Source organism: Vibrio sp. D420a (assembly GCF_030248625.1).
Taxonomy (GTDB): Bacteria; Pseudomonadota; Gammaproteobacteria; order Enterobacterales; family Vibrionaceae; genus Vibrio; species Vibrio fortis_A.
In genome coordinates, this window is the sequence record NZ_JAHGAN010000012.1 from 57,862 (window position 1) to 73,442 (window position 15,581).

Consider the following 15,581-nt stretch of genomic DNA (forward strand, 5'->3'; position numbering starts at 1 on the left):
GAGCCCTGAATACATTAGACACCAATACGATAAAACTTGAATTGAATCTATACCTCACCTTCTATTGGCTCACCACTTATCGAGCGATCTTCTGTATACAACCTAAAATAAATAATAGACATAAATATCATTAGACTAGTGGATATCAGACCATCGGCGATTTCACTAGCTAAATATAGTGATGTAGAAGCTTCTCCGATAAACGTAAAAAAGAAACCTATCAATAGTTGAGCCCCACCAATCAGAATAGAAAAAGCCATAAGCCTACCAGCGATACCATCTGTGTCTCGCCAACTTTCACTGAAAGCAGAGAATACAGGCTTATCATTTAAAATGGCTTCAAAGTCAGCGAAAGCATATTTAGCAGCGATGTACAAACCTGGCAAAATCAAAGCGATCGATCCAAGTGCAACACCAATGGTGTAAAGAAGATAAATGACCAACAATCTACGCCACTCATTAAAAGAAACCTTTTGTTCTTTAGAATAACTAGAAACAGAAGACGCCATAAACTTAATAAAACGTACCATTAAGTAGGTATTGATAAAATAGAGAACTACAAGGTAAAGAAGGTTTACCCCAGCGTTCTGGGAAGAAAGGTCGAGTAATTCAATGAGTGGACTAACAATTGATGTCACAATCACATAAAGTCCAAAAATTTTAAAGATGGCATCGAAATTGGACCTAAAGAAGTTCGAACATTCCGCTAAGGTTTTAACCATGACATTCATAGGCTTAAGGTAAATTTCAAGTAGAATACCAAAAATCTATTAATTAGCCTAACTCGAAATTCACGAGCAACCGCTTAATTATGGAGCGACATACCATAATTAATCGAATACATGGTGTTTCAATGTTCGAAATGCAAATTTAGGCCTTCAAGCACTTATAATTGCGATGGAACTTTTCGTTGTTAGTTAAAAACCACTCATTGGACGTTTTCAGACACAAAAAAGCCACTCCTAAATCCATAGGAGTGGTGTCGAATTTGCGACAAGTTTCTAACAAGAACGTGTTGGACAGAGGGAGAACTTACGCCACACCATATGACTTACTTTCGTAAAACCAAGCGAACATATCTCGGTATCATGATGAAGCGTTAGGATTTAGGTTGGCGCACCTTAGCCCTTTAGGAGGCAGGCTAAGGTGCGCCTGTAGAACGGGTTAGCAGATGCTTAGATCTTACCTACTAGGTCTAGAGATGGCGCTAGTGTCTCTTCGCCTTCTTTCCATTTAGCTGGGCAAACTTCACCTGGGTTGTTTGCAACGTACTGAGCCGCTTTTACTTTGCGTAGTAGGTCTTCAGCGTCACGACCGATGCCTTCAGCAGTGATTTCCATTGCTTGGATAACACCTTCTGGGTCGATTAGGAACGTAGCGCGGTCTGCAAGGCCTTGACCTTCACGCATTACGTTGAAGTTATTTGTGATAGTGCCAGTCTGGTCGCCTACCATGAAGTACTCGATAGTACCGATTTTGTCAGAAGTGTCGTGCCATGCTTTGTGAGAGAAGTGTGTGTCAGTTGATACTGAGTAAACTTCCACGCCACGAGATTGAAGCTCTGCGTATTTCTCTTGTAGGTCTACAAGTTCAGTAGGACATACAAAAGTAAAATCTGCTGGGTAGAAGAAGAATACTGCCCACTTACCTTTCACGTCTTGCTCTGTGATTTCTACGAACTCGCCGTTTTTGAACGCCGTTGCGTTGAATGGTTTGATTTCTGTGTTGATCATGATTTGACTCTCTCAATAATTCCGTTGTGTTCCCGCTTTCTTGCGCTGTTGGGGTTATATTGCATCGAATCTTTAGGAGGGTAAATTTGGACTTTTCTATCAATTCAGTAGGTAAAACCTATCAAAAGAAACCTGAACAAAAACAGTGCTGTGAGTACCAACGAAAAACGGACCCAAAAGGTCCGCTTATCATTATGATTACGTTTAACAGAGAAAGTGCTTGTCTATCAAAGCGAACACATCAACGTTTCGCCAGTACAAACATGTGATAGCCAAACTCATGAGAACGTTGCGTACATAAGTTAACTTCATGCTTAATATCCTTAAACGCTGCCGATCCCGCCATTTCGCTCTCAAGCTCAGCGACTCTTTCACCTAATGGGCCGTAATAGTTCAACCAAGCTTCCTCACTCATTGGAAAATGATCGACGACCTGATAACCCGCCTTGTTCATCTGCTCAATGCGCATTTGTACCAATTGGATATCCGGGTACTCTTGGTTCCAAAAGTCGATAGATTCTTTGCTCGGCGAATCCGTGCGCCAAACCATGTCGCTGATCATGAGGTAACCATTGTCACTTAGCAGATCTTTCCACGCAGAGAGGGCTTTCTCTACACCCATGATATAAGCGCTGCCTTCGGCCCACATTAAATCAAAGCTTCGTTTATCAAACGGTAGCTCAGTCATACTCGAACACTCCGTCTCGAGACGCTGAGACAAGCCGAGTTTCTCAAATCGTTCGGTTAATCTGTCTAGTGCTGACTGTTCATTATCAATCGCGGTAATCGTCGCTTCAGTCTGTTCTGCCAATACTTGGGTGGCCAACCCTTTACCACAACCAATCTCTAAGATCGTAGTCGGCTTAGTCGGTACTCGAGACAGTGCTTTCTTAGTTTCTTCTTCGCTGCCTGGTCCCCATCGCTCTAGCGTTTCAAATACACGCATAAAGTCAGCCATATAGAGATCATGTTCGTTCATATCTTTTGATAACCATTTCAATCGCAACGCTTCTTTCTCACTAAAGCCTTGCTTCATTAACCAATCAAGATGAGCATCTGGAGCCAGCTTATCTAGCCCTTCATGCCATGCCTTTAAGTCACCTTCTCCGAGCATCGCCGCTAATAGGGCTCGTGACTTTTGTTTTTGCTCTATCTCTTCATCTAACGCTTTGAGTCGATTCTGAAGTAATTGCCTGTCTACCTTAGCCTCAAGGCAAATCTTGCACTCCTGCAGCGTCAAACCACCCGCTTGTAACTGCTGAATCAAGCGCACACGCTGCACATCTTTGTCGTTGTATACGCGATACCCGTTCTCTAATCGGCGACCAGAGATAAGGTTTTGCTTCTCGTAATAAAGCAGTGCAGTTCGCGATAGCCCTACTTTCTTTGCCAACTCAGATATTTGATACATGGTTTACGCTCATTCTTTTTAGCTTAAGTTCACTACTTTAAACTATGAAGTTATAGACAAGTCAACCAAAGAACGCTGAGTGATAACTCACTTCGCCCTCAGGGAACTCCCCGTTGAATGACAATGCTAAGAAGTACTCGGCTGGCACACCTGATAACGTTAATTCAGGCTGTATTTTGAAGCCGAATCGACCGTAATATTGGGGTTCACCGAGCAACACAACGCCCTCAAAACCTAAGTTTTGAACTTGTGAAAGTGCCTCGCGAATCAAAGCACCTCCAATACCTTTACCTTGATGAGAAGGAGCTACGGATACTGGGCCTAAACCTAACCATCGGCTTTCGTTCCCACCAATTAGCACTGGAGAAAAGGCAATGTGTCCGATGAGTTGTTCTTCTTCCTCGTAAACAAGAGAAAGCGTTAACGCGTTTGCTTCTCGCAGTCTGTGTACAATCAAATGTTCAGTCGGTTTTGCGCCTGGTTCATGATGAGGGTGATTTTCAAATGCTTGGTAAGTGATTGACTCTATGTAATTTAAATCTGGCTCTGTTTCATGTCTAATGTTCATATCTGTTTATCCGATCAATGAGTATTCGCCGACAACGATTTAACGTGTCAGCGTTTTCAATAATCGAACTATAAAGTGTAAAGCCATAGACAGGTCAACATCGAATCGCAACTTTTTTATCTACCGATACGAATATCCATCAGATAGAAATAAGGCGCTCTTCTGAACGCCTTGTTTAGTTGGATAATTAAAGAGAGTTTGCCAGAGACTCAAAAGCATCCAGTCGAATCTTGGAAGTCTCCCTTGCTGCATCAAAAGCACTGTCGGCAGTAGAGAACGTCGCTATAACGACATTCTTATCTTGGTTGATATAAAGGAGCTGACCAAATTCACCAACACAAAGACCACGATAGGCGCTGACTAGCATGTCATCTTCACTACTTTCAGATATATCTCTCCACTCTAAGTTGTTCTGCTCACAAAACGTCAGGAATCGACTCAAGTGATTGCCATACGTCCACCAAGTATTTTCACTATTCTCCCAACCTCGTTTTAAGCACTCATATATCAAGAACTGCATTCCAGATCCAACGCCTAATTCTGGATTATCAGAACTCCAACCGATAGATATGAAAAAGCCAACTGTAATCACAATTGGCTTCGTATAAAGCTGTCTACACTTTTAGATAGAATATTGGTCAGATCTGTTGGCTCGGAAAGTGCTTATTCAAAAAGTCCAAAACGTGAGAAACGTATTTCTCAGTATCAAAGACTGGTGCACTGTGTCCGACACCCTCTTCAATGTAAAGTTGGTTGATGACTCCGTGCTCATCAAGCTTCGCTTTAAGTATTTCACTTTGAGGTAGCGGTACTCGTTTGTCCAGGGTTCCATGTAACTGAATGTATGGTGGGGTATTTTTATTCACATAACTTGTCGTTGATGCTTGCTTGGCAAGTTCTGGAATGTTGCTTGGAACATCCCCTAAGAAACGAGACACTGACGATTTCTTGCTGGTTTTCTTGCCCCCTTTATTGCCCAATTCAAGTAAATCAGTAGGACCAAAAAAGCTCACCACGGCAGAGACCTTGTACTTTGGTGGCTCATAGAAATCGACCTGGTTGTATGCCGAGTTAGTCGCACCAATAAAGCCCGCTAGATGCCCGCCAGCAGAACGCCCCATCATCACAAGATTGTCAGCGTTAATACCTAACTTCTCCGCATTGTCGTGTAGATAGTTCAGCGCATCGTTGATGTCTTGAATTGGCTGAGGGAAATTCGCTTCCCCACTCAAGCGGTAATCAACGGACGCTAACGCATATCCTTGGTTCAATACAGATTCAAGCAGTAGAGGGTTTTTCTCTGGAATTGCATCTTTACTTCCACGTTTCCACGCCCCCCCATGCACCCAAACCAACAACGGGTATTGAGTCGTTGCTTCAGCCGATGGTGTATAGAGATCAAGCTTAATCTCTCGTTCACCGATGGTTTTGAACAAAATGTCTTTCTCTACATTAAACTCCCCTGCCATGCTGACAAGCGGCATTAGTAGTAGAGAAGCCATCGCAGATTTTATCTTCGTATTCATGGTGTCGTTCTTCGTTTAGAAACAATTAACTAGAAAGTCACTTCAGCGGCTAACCAATAGCGTCGACCATCTTCAATATAGCCAAACTCTTCTTCTGTAGTCTGCTTATCAAGTAGATTATAAACAGCTGCCATTAACTTCATATTCTTAGTGACATGCCAGTTTGCACCAAGATCAACGTAAGTCACAGAAGGCGCTAAGGTTCTAGAGCTCGTACTCGTAATGTTATCTTTTTCTTCGCCTTGATAATTTACGCGTGCCCATGAACCGATATCATCACGTATTGCCCAATCACCATTCACAGAGAGTTGGTGCTCAGGCGCTTGGACTAGTGGCAAACCATCATTTTCGTCATTGGTGTTCTTTTCGCTGCGGGTGTAAGTGTAAATTGCGCTTAGTGTGATCGAATCTGTAACGCCCTTAGAAACGGAGCTTTCTGCACCATAGCTGATCGCGTCATCAATATTGACGTAAGTGCGGTCACAGCTTCTGCTGTCAGTACAATTCGGGTCAACAAATTCACTTTCTATCTTGTCATTGAAGTCGCTATAAAACAGAGTGACGTTTGCGGATAGGTCGCGATTATCTGCATAGTACAAACCCATCTCTGTATTCACTGAAGTTTCTGGCGTTAAGTCGGGATTACCGTAAATGGAACAACGACCTCTGCAACTTTCTTGAACCCAATCTTCATCCATTTCAGTTAGACTTGGAGCGCGATAGCCTGTAGATACACCACCTTTTAGCGCCCAATTTTGGTCAACTGACCAAACCCCATAAACTCTTGGGCTTAACTGCCCCGAAAAAATTTCGTTGTCGTCGTAGCGTAAGCCAACTGTAAGAGCAAAATCATCGGTGAGATACCACTCATCTTCAGCAAAGACAGCCCATTGTTTGTTCACGGATGCCAAGGAAAGATTATTATCAGTCAGGTCTTTCTTCTCAAAAGACGCCCCCAATGTTAAATAGTGATCATCAATAGGCAGTCCCCATTGCGTATTGATGTGACTATTCTCGACCTCTTTATCTGCACCGATATTTTTGACTGTTTCATTACTGATAAATGAAGAGCTCGAGCCCCAAGAATAGTTACCGTCGTGTCCAAAACCAATAGATTGGCGCTCATATTTCCTTACTGCAACTTGAGACTCTCGCTCCACTGACTTATCTAAAGTGGTCTCTCGCTCTTGGTTATGATTGGTGAACTCCAGAGTAAAAGTGTCGTCAGAGGTTGGTGTTAAGTACAAAGAAGCACGATAGTTATCGAGTTTCTTACCTGCATAGCCACCGACAATCTCATCTTCATTTCTTTCCTGATACAGTCCTGTTACAGATGCACTCAATAAACCATCAATGATTGGCCCTGCAAGGTAAAGTTGTCCTTGGTAGCTATTCCCTGATTTCGAATTTTCTTGAAGAGTCGTCTCTGCACGCAAACTTCCGTGCCACTCTTGATAGTCTTTACGCGTGATGATGTTGATTACACCACCCAACGCATCTGAACCATACAAGGTAGACATTGGTCCACGAACAACTTCAATTCGGTCAATTGCATTCAGAGGTGGGAGCCAATCTTGTTCGGTAAACGTGCTGCCATTCGTTTGAGTTTCTCGCCCAGACTGCTTTCTGCCATCAACAAGAATGGCCGTATACTGAGCAGGCATGCCGCGAATAGAAATATCTTGACCATCGCCACCGCCAGTCACGTTCACGCCTGGGATGTCAGTTAGAGCGTCGGTGAGATCTTTGTAAGAGCGATTTTCAAGTTGCTCTCGCGTTATAACACTGATTGTTGCTGGCGCTTCTGTTACAAGTTGTTCGTACCCAGAAGCCGTAACCACCATAGTTTCCATTGTCGTTGTATTGGTACCCGAACTGGCAAGTTGGTCGTTGGCAACACTGACCATGGGTAACAAAATACATGCAGAAACAACTGATTTAGAAAGTAGTGAGTATGAGAAAAGAGGTTTCATATTGAGTTGGCTTAGAATGTAATTGCATTTAATAATTATTCTCAATTAAACCTGATAATCATATTCATTGACAAGGCAATCCTTATCACGGGAAGAGAATATCACTATCCATTAGGCGAATAATTACAAACAAACTACCCGAATTTCGCATTTAAGATAAGGTGTCTTTTCCTACGTAGAGTTGCTTAAAGATGTCCCGTACCCATTCACACATAGGGTCATCGTTAAAGCGTTTGTGCCAATACAAGTAAACCTCTTGAAAATCCAACTGAAGCGCTTTAGGGACTTCACGTACAATTAATCGAGGATCTTGACAAGCAGCTTCTGCAAAAGGTGTGGGGAGATGGAAAATAATTTCTGTCTCCGCGGCGATACTCGGTGCGGAGCTAAAATTACTCAGCTGGACAGGTGCAGATAAACGTTGCTTTTTGTTGGCTAAACCAAGCTCTTGGTACTTATGTTCAAACGATAGTCGCTTTTCGCCCTGCAAAGAAACTTGGCCAAAATCGAAGTCTGCGAGTTTCTCGGGAGTAAGATCTTGCTCTGCCAGTGGATGTTTTTTGTTCATCAGTAAGCGGAAAGTTCGCTTAGCAACAACCATACGATAGATATTCTGCTCTGAGCTTGGCGGTTGATGAGAAGAGAGGGCGAAATGAACGTCTCCCGCTACTAGGGCATCAAAATGACGCTTTGGTGCCGAATCTAAACTCACCGTAAGGTTTGGCGCTTGTTTTCGAATCTTGGCAATAACCTTGGGCATTAAGGTATTAATTTGAGGTAGAAGACCGTAAATCTTGACAGTGCTTGATACGGTACTCGGATCAAATGAGTCTTTATGAGCGAGTTTTTCTAAGCTGCTAATCACATTATTGATATCGTGCTTTACTGACTCCGCTTTTGGTGTCAGCTCATAACCGTATTTCTTGCGCACCAACAACTCATCATCGAAGAAAATACGCATCTTTTTAAGTGCTCGACTCACCGCAGACTGACTCATATTTAAAGCCATCGCGGTGTTAGATACATGCTTTTCTTCGAGTAAGTGTTTTAAAATAAAGAGTAAGTTTAGATCAATTTGAGACAAGTTCATGTCAATACCACCATTAGGCTCTGAGTCAGTGGCATAGTACATAAATTCCAAGAAACTGTGGTAAGTATTTTCAATACTGTAGGTAACAATTAAACACAGTTTTGGCAGCCGCACAGCTTACGCGCTGACACTTAATAGGGCAGAATTGAGTTTGGTTGCATCGCCCCTACTCGAACCCAATCAGCAAAGAAGATACTTCTCTTATAAGAACCATGCTGTCTTTCAGACCAACCACATAATCATAGATATCAACCATTAAGATGGACGTAACACCTTTAGGGATCCATAACCTCTCTTTTGATAACCATTTCAATCGCAAGGCTTCTGTCTCACTAAAGCCTTGCTTCATTAACCAATCAAGATGAGCGGCTGGAGCCAGCTTACCTAACCCTTTATGCCATACCTTTTATGCCATACCTTTAAGTCACCCTCTCCGAGCATGGCCGCTAATAGGGTTCCGCCGACAACGATTTAACGTCTCAGCGTTTTCAATAATCAAACCATAAAGTGTAAAGCCATAGACAGGTCAACATCGAATCGCAACTTTTTTATCTACCGATATGAACATCTATCAGATAAAAATAAGGCGCTCCTCTTAGCGCCTTATGCTATTGGAAAACTAAAGAGAGTTTGCCAGAGACTCAAAAGCATCCAGCCGAATCTTGGAAGTCTCCCTTGCTGCATTGGAAGCACTGTCGGCAGAAGAGAACGTCGCTATAACAACATTTTTATCTTGGTTGATGTAAAGGAACTGACCAAATACACCTCGGTAGGTCGCGATATTTTTCTCAGAGTCATGCACCCACAAAAAGTTTTTGTACCCCTCTAGATGAGAGTCATACACTGCGCCCTCTTTCTGTTTGTAAATACTGTTGTTTGTGGCTTTTCTATCTTGTTCCTCAACATTAAACGAATCTTTCACCCACTTCTCGGAGAATACTTGCTCGCCGTTGTATTGCCCATTGTTGACCATGGCCAAACCTACACGAGCAAAGTCGCGCAATGTTGTGTTGAATCCACCGGTTGCGATTGGGTTATAACCGATGTCAGCCATAAAGAAGGCATCATGCTCAGTGCCAAGCTTGTTCCAAATGTTGTCAGCAATGAATTCGTTCAATGGCTGACCCGATACTCGCGCAATCACCCACCCAATAACATCCACATTTGGGCTGTGATATTCAAAGGTGTTGTTGATTGGTAAATCTTCTGCCTGCTCAAACATGCCTGCAAAGCTGAGTAGGTCTCGCGGCGTGTCATCTTTGGTTGGGTCGATAGCCATCAAGTCATACCCGGGCACAAACCCTAAGCGGCGGAAATATTCATAATGCACCTCGCCTGGCGCGATGTTGACGTAGTCCTCACGGTAGTTGAGCGCAGATGTCATGTTCAGAACGGTACGCAGTGACTGTTCACCAAAGTGAGTGCCAGCAAGCTCGGTTACATATTTGCTCACCTTCTCATTCACATCGACTTTGCCTTGCTCTACTAATAAGCCTAGCGCTTGGCCAACAAGAGATTTGGTGCTCGACGCCCAAAGGTGTTTGTCTCTATGGCCAAAATCACCAAAGTACTCCTCATGTAGGACTTTGCCATCCTTAATAACGATGTACCCGTCTGTGAAGTCATTGATCATAGCGTCTCGAAAAGTGTATTCGGTTTCGCCGTACTTAAACTTATGCTCAACAATTTCAGGCCTTAAATTCTGTGGGAGTTCACTAATCGCACCGTCTCGCGGAACCATCACCACCGGATGAATACCCATATTTTGAAACGACCAATGATTATATGGATGCTCTGTGTAATTACTCAATGTCACTTGCTCGGCAGGCTTTGCAGGTACTGTCGACATGGGTTTGATTTCTGCAACCGCTCCGATAGAGAAAATGCTCGCAATAACCGCAGTAAGTAATGATGGTTTCATGTTCAAACTCTCCAAGAATAGTCTTTGTGTACGCAGCAAGAATATCGTGATAATTTCGAACATATAAATCCATAATGTACGCTTTAAACGTACAAAGGTGAGTTCATGATCTCGATTGAGCAAGTTACCTGTTTCACTACTGTTTACGAACTTCAGAGCTATAGCGCGGCGAGCGTTCAACTCAACAAAGCTCGCTCTACAGTGCGTGAGCGTATTAATGCATTGGAAGATTTAATGGGGGTTGAGCTTTTCACTATTGAAGGTAAGAAAGCACAGCCTACAAGTATTGCCCATCGGCTTTATCCTCGCGCCCGCTTGCTGGCTCGACAATCGTTAGAATTTGAAAACATTGCCTTCTCAGCTTACAAAGGCGAGTTAAGTCGAATCAGCATCTACCATGACTCTTCAACGCCAGTTCAACTACTCGCACTCATTGATAGTAGCGTTAAGCAAAAGCACAACGAGATAGCGATTGATTGGTTACAGATGGATCGACATGAGAGCTTAAAACGTGTCGAACACGGAGACGCATTTATCGCGATCATGCCCGGGCTTGGTAATCTCCACCCTACTTCAGGTGTGGGTAACATCAACTTGGGGACTTGTGAATTGGGTCTGTTTACATCACAAAGCTCCTCTCTACCCGATGGTCCTCTATCGATAGCAGAACTAAGTGTTGAGCTTCAACTTGTCACTGAAAATGATCGTTCAAATGGTCTGCGACACACTAACGTTAGTTGTCATAGCGAGATAGTCTCCAGCAAAACACTGCTCATAGAGAAACTAAAGCAATCAGGTTGGACAGTATCCACAAAAGCGGACATGCAACCATACATTGATAAGGGAGAGATCAGACAGCTGAGCCTCATTGAAGCGCCAGAGCTGATTAGGCAAGATTGCGTTTTGTTTTATAACCTCTCTTCTGAAGCCTCTGAATTAGAGTCAGATATCATCGCAACAGTAGCGCAAGTCGCAAAGAAATACCTGAAGAGATAAGAGCGCACTCTCTTATAAGCGCATGACACCTAGGCCATAGACCACCCATAACGAAAAGCGACCTAATTAAAATAGGCCGCTTCACTTCTTCTTCGTTACGGCAAATCAAACACCAGTGCCGTTACTGACTCGCTTGATTGGTTAGCAAAATTCAACTGGTTCTGAGCTTCAACTTTAGCGCCGTCTCCTGCATCGAGAAGTACGTCATCAACCGATAGCTGCCCAGTGACCTGATGAACATACACATTCCGGCCTTTGATAATTGGTAGTTCAATACGCTGTCTTGGCTCTAGGATAAGCTGGTGCAGAGTGGCATCTTGTTTTATATGCAGGGTGCCATCACGACCATCGGGTGTCGCTATCGCCGTAAGGCCAGTGTTGTTACCGAAATCTTTCTGTTGGTAACCCGGCTTACTGCCAACAGTATTTGGTTGTATCCAAATTTGTAGGAATTTCAATTCCTCACTCTGAGAACCGTTGTACTCACTGTGATAAATACCACTCCCGGCAGACATGAGTTGGAACTCTCCAGCAGGTAGTGTTTGTACATTACCTTCACTATCTTTGTGCTCAATCACACCCTCAAGGACGTAACTAATGATCTCCATGTCACGGTGTCCATGAGTATCGAAGCCCGCGCCCGGCTTGACTAGGTCATCATTGATCACACGCAATGCCGAAAACCCCATGTGTTTTGGATCGTAGTAGTGACCAAATGAGAATGTATGTTTGCTATCTAACCAACCGAAATTTGCTGTTCCTCGATCGTTTGCATGACGTAATGTGATCATAATGATTACCCCCTTTTTAGCTTCCGGCTTAAGCCAGTTTTTTAGCTATAGTTTCGTCAATTGCGGCTTTGCCTGCACCTGAGAACGTCAAAGACACACTCGCGGCTAGTAGCGCTAAACCAAACTCGTAGCCATTGTTTGACATGAAAAGGCCGTTTTCAAAATGAACCGCAAAAATAGCGACTAACATCGTTATCGCTAGCGAAGCCGCGGCTGGGCGTGTGAGTAACCCAAGAAGAATAAACAGACCACCGAAAAACTCCGCGCTGCCAGCTAAAAAGGCCATTAACACGCCAGGGCCAAGACCAATTGATGCCATCCATTGTCCTGTGCCCTCAAGGCCATAACCACCAAACCAGCCAAACAGTTTCTGAGCGCCGTGTGCCATAAAAATAATGCCAACTGGTACTCGAAGTGCCAATGCACCAAAGCCAGCGTTTGATTGTGCGAGTTTTTGAATTAATGCTTTCATCGTCTTGTCCTTAAAATTGTTCGTTTAATATGAGGTCGCTTAACTGATCTCCCTCAGCTGTTGGTAAACAGTCTAGGTGGCACTGCCAACAGAAAGAATCCGGCAGTTTTGATGCATTAATTCGAATTTTTCGAACAAGATTTATTGAACTATTTTTCAACTCACACTAATAACAAAAAATTATTATTAATATAAATTATGATAATTTCATTTAATCAAACTAATAATCTAATATTCTCTCCATCGAAGCGAAACGCTGAAAACAAGACAATTTATCTAGACAGATTTTGGAGCAGAATATGAAAATGAATCACGTTGGTATCATGGTTGGCGATATGGACAAAGCGGTAGAGTTCTACACGAAAGCGCTAGGTCTTCGCGTTGTAATGAACAACACTAAAGTGATGGAAGAGCGTGAGTCGGCAATTGGCCGTATGTGTATTGCTGTATTTGGTGAAGGCTTCAAAGGTTTCAACATTGCTCACCTAGTAACATCAGATGGTATTGGCGTTGAGCTATTCGAAATGGTTGACCGCGAAGAGCGTCATAACGTTGACTTCTCTCGTCTAGGCATCTTCCACTTCTGTTTGCAGCTACCAAAAGAGCAGTTTGAATCAGCAATCAAACGTGTTGAAGAGTTTGGCGGTAAAGTACGTATGGACATCATGCGCTACCACCCAGAAGACGACTCTAAGCAAGCACAAATGGTTTACCTAGAAGACCCGTTTGGTAACTTATTTGAGTTCTACTCACACTCTTACGAAGACACATACGCTTCTGACTACGAGTAATTCTTTCACTCGGAAATAAGCAAGTTTTCAACGCCCATTAGCCGTTAATGCTAATGGGCATTTTCTTTCTATGGCACTTTAATCCGCCAACAACAGCGCAAATCTAAATATGCCAGATTGCGAGTTATTGCGTCGCTTTCATCAGACCAAACAGATCTTTAGGATTGCTCATACGTGGCACTAATTCTATTGTTTCACCAAAGCCGAGCTGAGTAGCAAGATCGTAGATATAACGCAGCACTGAAAGATCTTCGAGGGCAAAGCCAACCGAATCAAAGATGGTGACTTGCTGTTCATTTTCTCGTCCGATGCTCTTACCCGCAATTACTTCCCATAGTGGGTGCACAGGGTGCTGTTCTGGCAACTGTTGGATATCGCCTTCAACACGAGTTTGCGGCTCATGTTCAATAAAGATTTTGCCACCAAGCAACACATCAAGATGTAACTCGGTTTTACCCGGACAATCCCCGCCCACTCCGTTAATGTGCATGCCCGGCTCGACCATATCGGGTGTTAAGATCGTCGCATACGCCTTATCTGCGGTCACCGTAGTTACAATGTCAGCACCACGCACACAGGACTTAGCACTGTCCGCTTTGATCACCTTAAGATCAGGGTAAGCCTCAAGATGCGCAGCTAGCTTATCCATCGCATCTGCATCAATATCGAAGATACGCAGCTCTTTAATACCTAAAATGGCATGAAATGCGATGGCCTGAAACTCGCTTTGAGCACCACAACCAATTATCCCCATCGACTGGCTGTTTTTTCTTGCCAACGCCTTAGCGGCCATCACAGAAGTGACCGCTGTACGCAGAGCCGTCGAGATAGTCAGTTCGGTCAACAAGCGCGGATAACCAGTCGCCACCTCCGACAACGCACCAAACGCCATTACCGTCGAGAGGCCTTGATTTGGGTTAGATGGATGGCCATTCACATATTTGAAGCCATACAAATTATGGTCTGCGATTGGCATTAATTCGATAACCCCAACCTCGCTGTGCGCTGCGGTTCGAGCCGACTTATCAAACTCCGGCCAACGACAGAAATCTTGCTCCATGTATCCAAGTAGATCAGCCATGAAAGTATCGGCACCTTGCGCATTCACTAGGCGACCTAGCGCCTGTACATCCAAGAATAGTGTCATCCAACAGCTCCTCAATCTCTTATTATTCAAATGCATACTGCGAATGGAGATAGTCTAGACGCGACTTGAGCCAACAAAAAGACAGAAAAGTGTACAAATATTTATCTAAAACTGGCATTTTGTTAGCATAATTTGTCAATATGCCAGCAAAAGCTAATCAGGAGAAGGCGTGAGCAACCTAGACGACAAGGACCGCGAGTTAATCGCTCTGCTAAGAAAAGATGCACGTATGCCGGTGATTAATCTCGCCAAGCAGCTCAAGGTATCACGCGCTACAGTACAAAACCGGATCAGCAAGCTGGAAAAGTTAGGAGTGATCCTCGGTTATACGGTCAAACTTAGTGAAGATACTGAGCAGAGTCAGGTAGAGGCAATCATTAGTATTTGTGTAGCGGCTAAGGACGAAAACAATGTACTTAAGAACCTGCAGAGTTTTCCTGAGGTATTGAGCGTGTATCACACGAACGGGAAATGGGACCTGATAGCCAATCTACGCAGCCCAAATCTTTCAATGTTGGGTGGCGTTCTAGGCCGAATACGCTCTATCGAAGGTATTGAGCAGACCGAAGCAAACTTGCTAATCAACAAGATATTCTGATCGACAAACATCATAAAACCCGACTAATCAGGACAACGTGGATATGAACAATGATGCATTAGTAAGTTTGTTAGATTAGCAAATTATGAATAATTACAAGTATGGGAAGGATGGTGATTATATGGCGCGCGGTAAGCAAAACCGCGCCGGTATAAAGGTGTGATCTCGGTACGAACTAAGTGCAGTTTCGTTGGTTCAATGCATCGAACTGCGTAGTTTGTCACTTCGAGCAAAAATAAACATTAAGATAAAGCAGAAGAGCAGTAAAGCTGATGAAATTTGTAAAGTAAGCAAGCTTTCAGATACAAGAGGTAACGCCAATGAAAAAATGCATAGTGCTACAATAAATAGTTCGAACGCAGCGCCTATAAATGAATAATTATGACGAAAAAGTGCCCATCTATAACTCATTGATAACTCCATTATTGAGTTTAGTTAAAAAAAGCGAAGGAGCATGCTCCTTCACTTTTTTCGAGGTTGATAAATCAACCCCAAGCTGAGTACTCACTTTACAAAATAACATAGTAAATATAAATAGTTAGATTCAAAAAGATAGACATTGAA

General features: G+C 43.4%; 15 protein-coding genes and 1 pseudogene. 3 read left to right on the forward strand and 13 right to left on the reverse strand.

The window, feature by feature from the left end; translation table 11 throughout:
• Nucleotides 1-47 precede the first annotated feature (47 nt).
• The 10 genes and pseudogenes from KI743_RS10295 to KI743_RS10340 all read right to left on the reverse strand — a co-directional run bounded on the left by KI743_RS10295 (nucleotide 48) and on the right by KI743_RS10340 (nucleotide 10,222).
• On the reverse strand, nucleotides 48-722 hold the full coding sequence (locus KI743_RS10295) for a hypothetical protein (protein WP_285466285.1): 675 nt from the start codon (nucleotides 720-722) through the stop codon (nucleotides 48-50).
• A gap of 453 nt (nucleotides 723-1,175) precedes the next feature.
• Nucleotides 1,176-1,733: an alkyl hydroperoxide reductase subunit C gene (gene ahpC / locus KI743_RS10300; protein ID WP_032553653.1), complete on the reverse strand. Its 558-nt coding sequence runs from the start codon at nucleotides 1,731-1,733 to the stop codon at nucleotides 1,176-1,178.
• A 241-nt stretch (nucleotides 1,734-1,974) separates the two neighbouring features.
• Nucleotides 1,975-3,144, reverse strand: a complete 1,170-nt coding sequence (locus tag KI743_RS10305) for a MerR family transcriptional regulator (RefSeq protein ID WP_285466286.1) — start codon at nucleotides 3,142-3,144, stop codon at nucleotides 1,975-1,977.
• A 61-nt stretch (nucleotides 3,145-3,205) separates the two neighbouring features.
• Nucleotides 3,206-3,712: a GNAT family N-acetyltransferase gene (locus KI743_RS10310; RefSeq protein ID WP_285466287.1), complete on the reverse strand. Its 507-nt coding sequence runs from the start codon at nucleotides 3,710-3,712 to the stop codon at nucleotides 3,206-3,208.
• A gap of 187 nt (nucleotides 3,713-3,899) precedes the next feature.
• A complete protein-coding gene (locus KI743_RS10315) occupies nucleotides 3,900-4,232 on the reverse strand; it encodes a hypothetical protein (protein ID WP_285466288.1) in 333 nt (110 codons plus the stop codon).
• Between the two features lie 118 nt (nucleotides 4,233-4,350).
• Nucleotides 4,351-5,238, reverse strand: coding sequence for an alpha/beta hydrolase (locus tag KI743_RS10320; protein ID WP_285466289.1), 888 nt, complete (start codon nucleotides 5,236-5,238; stop codon nucleotides 4,351-4,353).
• Nucleotides 5,239-5,267: 29 nt separating this feature from the next.
• On the reverse strand, nucleotides 5,268-7,211 hold the full coding sequence (locus tag KI743_RS10325; RefSeq protein WP_285466290.1) for a TonB-dependent receptor domain-containing protein: 1,944 nt from the start codon (nucleotides 7,209-7,211) through the stop codon (nucleotides 5,268-5,270).
• Nucleotides 7,212-7,362: 151 nt separating this feature from the next.
• Entirely contained in the window at nucleotides 7,363-8,301 is a 939-nt protein-coding gene (locus KI743_RS10330; protein ID WP_285466291.1) for a LysR family transcriptional regulator, read from the reverse strand.
• 292 nt (nucleotides 8,302-8,593) lie between these two features.
• Nucleotides 8,594-8,754 (reverse strand): annotated as a pseudogene (locus KI743_RS10335) (methyltransferase); the annotation flags it as partial.
• A 166-nt stretch (nucleotides 8,755-8,920) separates the two neighbouring features.
• The gene (locus KI743_RS10340) at nucleotides 8,921-10,222 is read right to left on the reverse strand and encodes a serine hydrolase (protein WP_285466292.1); all 1,302 of its coding nucleotides are present in this window, start codon (nucleotides 10,220-10,222) and stop codon (nucleotides 8,921-8,923) included.
• A gap of 105 nt (nucleotides 10,223-10,327) precedes the next feature.
• Here KI743_RS10340 and KI743_RS10345 point away from each other — a divergent pair, with 105 nt between their 5' ends.
• Nucleotides 10,328-11,218 (forward strand): LysR family transcriptional regulator, encoded by an 891-nt coding sequence (locus tag KI743_RS10345; RefSeq protein WP_285466293.1) that lies wholly within the window; start codon nucleotides 10,328-10,330, stop codon nucleotides 11,216-11,218.
• Nucleotides 11,219-11,313: 95 nt separating this feature from the next.
• Here KI743_RS10345 and KI743_RS10350 read toward each other — a convergent pair whose 3' ends face one another.
• Both KI743_RS10350 and KI743_RS10355 read right to left on the reverse strand, forming a co-directional pair.
• Nucleotides 11,314-12,009 carry a pirin family protein gene (locus KI743_RS10350; RefSeq protein ID WP_285466294.1) on the reverse strand — a complete coding sequence of 232 codons (696 nt, stop codon included), beginning with the start codon at nucleotides 12,007-12,009 and terminating at the stop codon, nucleotides 11,314-11,316.
• A 28-nt stretch (nucleotides 12,010-12,037) separates the two neighbouring features.
• On the reverse strand, nucleotides 12,038-12,481 hold the full coding sequence (locus KI743_RS10355; RefSeq protein ID WP_285466295.1) for a DoxX family protein: 444 nt from the start codon (nucleotides 12,479-12,481) through the stop codon (nucleotides 12,038-12,040).
• A 299-nt stretch (nucleotides 12,482-12,780) separates the two neighbouring features.
• On the opposite strand from KI743_RS10355, the gene KI743_RS10360 reads away from it, so the two are divergent.
• Entirely contained in the window at nucleotides 12,781-13,272 is a 492-nt protein-coding gene (locus KI743_RS10360; RefSeq protein WP_150873126.1) for a VOC family protein, read from the forward strand.
• Between the two features lie 124 nt (nucleotides 13,273-13,396).
• Here the strand turns inward: KI743_RS10360 and KI743_RS10365 are convergent, their stop codons facing one another.
• Nucleotides 13,397-14,419: an ornithine cyclodeaminase gene (locus KI743_RS10365; RefSeq protein WP_285466296.1), complete on the reverse strand. Its 1,023-nt coding sequence runs from the start codon at nucleotides 14,417-14,419 to the stop codon at nucleotides 13,397-13,399.
• A gap of 169 nt (nucleotides 14,420-14,588) precedes the next feature.
• On the opposite strand from KI743_RS10365, the gene KI743_RS10370 reads away from it, so the two are divergent.
• Entirely contained in the window at nucleotides 14,589-15,017 is a 429-nt protein-coding gene (locus KI743_RS10370) for an Lrp/AsnC family transcriptional regulator (protein ID WP_285466297.1), read from the forward strand.
• The last annotated feature ends 564 nt before the right edge of the window (nucleotides 15,018-15,581 follow it).

Excerpts from the sequence above, each read along its gene's own strand:
- KI743_RS10345 (WP_285466293.1), top strand. The coding sequence starts at position 10,328 with ATGATCTCGATTGAGCAAGTTACCTGTTTCACTACTGTTTACGAACTT.
- KI743_RS10355 (WP_285466295.1), bottom strand. The coding sequence starts at position 12,481 with ATGAAAGCATTAATTCAAAAACTCGCACAATCAAACGCTGGCTTTGGT.
- KI743_RS10365 (WP_285466296.1), bottom strand. The coding sequence starts at position 14,419 with ATGACACTATTCTTGGATGTACAGGCGCTAGGTCGCCTAGTGAATGCG.
- KI743_RS10305 (WP_285466286.1), bottom strand. The coding sequence starts at position 3,144 with ATGTATCAAATATCTGAGTTGGCAAAGAAAGTAGGGCTATCGCGAACT.
- ahpC (WP_032553653.1), bottom strand. The coding sequence starts at position 1,733 with ATGATCAACACAGAAATCAAACCATTCAACGCAACGGCGTTCAAAAAC.
- KI743_RS10295 (WP_285466285.1), bottom strand. The coding sequence starts at position 722 with ATGGTTAAAACCTTAGCGGAATGTTCGAACTTCTTTAGGTCCAATTTC.
- KI743_RS10330 (WP_285466291.1), bottom strand. The coding sequence starts at position 8,301 with ATGAACTTGTCTCAAATTGATCTAAACTTACTCTTTATTTTAAAACAC.
- KI743_RS10320 (WP_285466289.1), bottom strand. The coding sequence starts at position 5,238 with ATGAATACGAAGATAAAATCTGCGATGGCTTCTCTACTACTAATGCCG.
- KI743_RS10325 (WP_285466290.1), bottom strand. The coding sequence starts at position 7,211 with ATGAAACCTCTTTTCTCATACTCACTACTTTCTAAATCAGTTGTTTCT.
- KI743_RS10350 (WP_285466294.1), bottom strand. The coding sequence starts at position 12,009 with ATGATCACATTACGTCATGCAAACGATCGAGGAACAGCAAATTTCGGT.
- KI743_RS10315 (WP_285466288.1), bottom strand. The coding sequence starts at position 4,232 with ATGCAGTTCTTGATATATGAGTGCTTAAAACGAGGTTGGGAGAATAGT.
- KI743_RS10340 (WP_285466292.1), bottom strand. The coding sequence starts at position 10,222 with ATGAAACCATCATTACTTACTGCGGTTATTGCGAGCATTTTCTCTATC.
- KI743_RS10310 (WP_285466287.1), bottom strand. The coding sequence starts at position 3,712 with ATGAACATTAGACATGAAACAGAGCCAGATTTAAATTACATAGAGTCA.
- KI743_RS10360 (WP_150873126.1), top strand. The coding sequence starts at position 12,781 with ATGAAAATGAATCACGTTGGTATCATGGTTGGCGATATGGACAAAGCG.